Raw genomic sequence first — 4,047 nt, 5'->3', positions numbered from 1 at the left:
CCGGCTTCTCGCTGGAGGGACCCACCGGCTTCCGGTTCCTGATCCGGTCGCGGCTGTTCACCGACGACGAGTCCGCCGAACTGGGCGAGACCCCGAAGGTGGGGTTGCTGCCACCGCCCTGAGGCGTCTGTCGTCCGGGTTCGAGGTCAGGCGTCCAGGACACGGATCAGGCCCTGCTGGGCGCAGGAGGCGGCCAGGACGCCGTCCGCGGTGAACAGCCGGCCCTGGGAGAAGCCCAGGCCGCCGGACGCCGACGGCGAGGTCTGGTCGTACAGCAGCCATTCGTCGGCACGGGCCGGGCGGTGGAACCACATCGCGTGGTCGATCGAGGCGGCCTGCATCCGCGACGACATGAACTCCACCGGGTGCGTCAGCGTGCTGACGCTGAGCAGCGAGATGTCGGACAGGTAGGCCAGCACCATCTGGTGCAGTCGCGGGTCGTCCGGCAGCCGTGACTCGGTGCGGATCCACAGCTGTAGTTGGGCGGGCCCTGGTCGATCGGACGACGGCTCGGTCGCGTAGCGGACGTCCAGGGCGCCCCACTCGGCTTCCCAGAACTCGGCGGTCTGGGCGGACCGCTCCCCCAGCACGTCCGCGGCCGGACGGCAATCCTCCGGTGCCGGGACGCCCACCGGGAGCGGATCGGCGTGGTCCAAGCCGCCCTCGTCGATGTGGAACGAGCACACCATCGAGAAGATCGGACGGCCGTTCTGCCGCCCGACCACCCGGCGTTGGCTGAACGCACGTCCGTCACGGGTCGGCTCGACGACATACAGGATGGGGCTGGCCGGAGACCCGGGCCGCAGGAAGTAGGCGTTGAGCGAGTGCGCCACCCGCTCGGGCGCCATGGTGCGGTACGCGGCACCCAGAGCCTGGGCGAGCACCTGTCCGCCGAAGGAACGTTGCCGGAGCGTCTCGGGCTGCGGGCCGCGGAACAGATCGGTGTCGAGCTGTTCGAGCTCGAGCAACCCCACCAGTTCGGCGGCGGTGCGTGGCACGTCAGTTCTGCCCGTTGGACGAGTCGTCCTGTTCGGCCAGGAACTGCTCGACCGCGGCACCGATCTCATCGGCGGTGGGCACCGACGTCCGGCCCGATTCCGACAGCTGGTCGTACTGCTCTTCGAGCGCGGCCAGGACGGCGGGGAACTCGGCGTCCTCCTCGACCTCGGCCGCGATCGTCGCCAGCTGCTGCTCGGCCTCTTCGTCGAGATCGCCCAGCGGGATCTGCAGGCCGGCGGCCTCGTTCATCCGCCGCAGCACCGCCGCGGTCGCCTGCGGGAACGTCGACTGGGCCAGGTAGTGCGGCACATGCGCGACGAAGCCGAGACCTGTCAGCCCGACCTGGCCGGCACAGAACTCCAGCACCGCCGAGAAACTGCCGGGAATCTGCACCCGGTCGATCCACAGCGGGTTGCCGGTCGCCAGCTTCGAGTCGGTGGAGTGCGAGGTGACCAGGGTCGGACGGGTGTGCGGCACCGCCATCGGCACGCCGCTGCCGGTCAGCAGCATGGCCGAATGCAGCCGCTCGGCGATGCCCAGCACCGCCTGGGTCATCCGCCGCCACTGGCTGTCCGGCTCGGGGCCGACGAGCAGCAGGAACGGTGTTCCGGCGGCGTCGATGACCTTGTAGAGCAGCAGCGAGAAGTCCTTCATCGACACCCAGCTGTTGGTGTCGAAGACCATCTGCGGACGGCGACTGCGGTAGTCGTGCAGCTGATCGTGGTCGAACTCGGCCAGGATCTCGTGCTCGCAGTTCTGCAGGATGTGGGCACCGAGGTTGCGGTTGATTGCGGCCGCGTCCACATACCCCTCGAACAGGTGGATCAGCACCGGACGGACGCCGTCCAGGCTCGACCAGACCTCGGGGTTGAACGTGTACAGCAACCGGGGATCGATCACCCGGCCACCCTAGCGCGAGCGGCTCGAACCACCGAGTGACTACGCCGACGGCGTACGCCGGCGATGCCGAACCGGTACTGGCGGACCCATTCTGATATCGACCCCAGAGTGCTGAACCGCACCGGTGAGCCAAGGCATGACCACACCGCCTTGAGGCCGATCAGCGACCTCTCTGGGGTCGATATCAGACTCCTGCGGAGTAGCCCCCGACGGCAGACGATCGCCGTCATGCACGTAGGGAAGCGCTGATCATTCACGTCATCCCGGGCTCCGACCCGGGATCTCCGGCGGGAGGGATCCCGGATCAAGTCCGGTATGACGGTGGAGCGGGCGTGATCAGCGCGCCCTCAGGGCAGCGTCACCTGGCTCATCGCCGTCCGGACGCGCTTGGCGGAGACCGGCGCGGCCGTCCCGAGGGTTTGTGCGAACAGGCTGACCCGGAGTTCTTCGAGCAGCCAGCCCACCTCGGCGACGTCCGTGGGCAGCGGGCCGGCCGGATAGCGGGCGCAGAGTGCGGCGTACTCGTCCTCGAGCTGCTCGATCACCTCGGCGCCGGCCCGGTCGCGTCCCGGATTGTTGCGGGCCGCGGTCAGCCGCAGTTCGACCGCATGCAGGTAGCGCGGCAGCCGCGACCAGTGCGGCTCCGGCGTGCCGGCGAGGAAACCCGGATAGACCAGTCCGGCGAGCTGTTCGGTGACGTCGGCGCGCACCGGTGCGGGCGCCGAGGGCAGCGCCAGCTGGATCCGCTGATAGCGCTGCAGGACCTCACCGGCGGTCGTGACGATGGCCAGCATCCGATCTGCGGTATCGGTACGGACGCGGTCGCGCAGGGCGGCGAAGGCGTCCGGGTCGCGAATCAGCCACGGGTCACCGGACGCAGGGTTCGACGACCGCGCCGGGCCGGAAGTCCCGATCAGGGCGCCGGCCGCGGCCAGCCGGGCGTCGGCGAGCAGGGCGGGCACGGACGGGTACGGCGACGCGGCGAGGGCGAATTTGACCGGGTTGCTCAGTCGCGAGACGACCCAGTTGGTCGGGTCGGGACTGGTCAGCACCACCAGCCGGCGCAGGCCGCGCAGGTGTGATCGGACGGCCTCGTCGGGCGTGGCGTACACCGTCACGCCCACCGCTTCACCCAGATCCGACAAGGCCGGATAGCCGACCACCGCGCCCTCGACCCGTTCGGCGATGGTGCCGAAGTCCCACTGTTTGGCGCCGGCATGGGTGTGCTCGGCGGCGCCGGCGTTGAGTTCCTGCCGGACCTGCGCACCGAGCTGCTCGGCCAGCGCCGGCAGGTCCTTGCCGGTGGCCACCTGCTCACCGTCGCGGGTGACCACGAAGCGGACCCGCAGATGATCCGGGACGGCGTCGATCCGCCAGACGTCGTCGGGAACTTGGACGCCGGTGAGCATCCGCACCGCGCGGCCCAGTCCGGCCGGCAGCGGCTCCCCCGCCACCGGATGCTCGGCCAACCAGGCCAGCGCACGTTTCGCGGTGTCCGGCGCGGGCACCAGCCGGGCCCGCCACTGCTTGGGCAACGTCCGGATCAGCTCGGTGGCCAACTCCTGCCGCAGGCCGGGGATCTGCCAGCCGAAGTCGTCCGCGGCCACCCGGTTCAGCTGGGCGAGTTCGATCTCGACGGTGACGCCGTCGTGGCCCGAGCCGGGGTCGAAGACGTAGCTGACCGGCAGGTCGAGCTCGCCGGTGCTCCAGTGATCGGGGAACTGCTCGGCGTCCACCCGGTCGTCGGTGAGCAGGTCGGTGGGCGCCAGGTCGAGCAGGTGGTCGTCGCGGCGGCGAGCGTCACGCCACCAGCGGTCGAAGTGGGCGACCGAGACCACATCGGCGGGAATCCGTGCGTCGTAGAAGGCGTACAGGGTGGCGTCGTCGGCGAGCAGATCGAGTCGCCGGGTGCGCTCGGCGAGCTGTTCGGCGTCCGATCGGACGGCCTCGTTGCGGGCCCAGAAGTGGTGCCGGGTGTGCCATTGGCCCTCGACCAGCGCGGACTGGATGAACAGCCGGCGCGACTCTTCTGGGTCGATCCGGCCGTAGGAGACGGTGCGTCCGGCGACGATCGGGACGCCGAGCAGGGTGACCCGTTCGGTGGCGACCACCTGTCCGGAGCGGGCCGACCAGCGCGGCTCGGAGTAG

Annotated in this window: 3 protein-coding genes; all 3 read right to left on the bottom strand. The window is 70.3% G+C overall.

From position 1 onward, the window contains the following. Positions 1–146: 146 nt before the first annotated feature. Complete coding sequence (locus tag Q0066_RS15735; protein WP_298134711.1) at positions 147–998, bottom strand: acyl-CoA thioesterase II; 852 nt, start codon at positions 996–998, stop codon at positions 147–149. A 1-nt stretch (position 999) separates the two neighbouring features. Beyond that, complete coding sequence (locus Q0066_RS15730) at positions 1,000–1,899, bottom strand: PAC2 family protein (protein WP_298134709.1); 900 nt, start codon at positions 1,897–1,899, stop codon at positions 1,000–1,002. A gap of 347 nt (positions 1,900–2,246) precedes the next feature. Beyond that, positions 2,247–4,047 (bottom strand): DUF3418 domain-containing protein (locus Q0066_RS15725; RefSeq protein ID WP_298134707.1); only part of this gene is annotated, 1,801 nt, incomplete at its 5' end.

The sequence above is a fragment of the Micropruina sp. genome, from assembly GCF_027492755.1.
Lineage (GTDB): Bacteria > Actinomycetota > Actinomycetes > Propionibacteriales > Propionibacteriaceae > Micropruina.
This window is presented reverse-complemented; position numbering and strand designations above follow the sequence as displayed.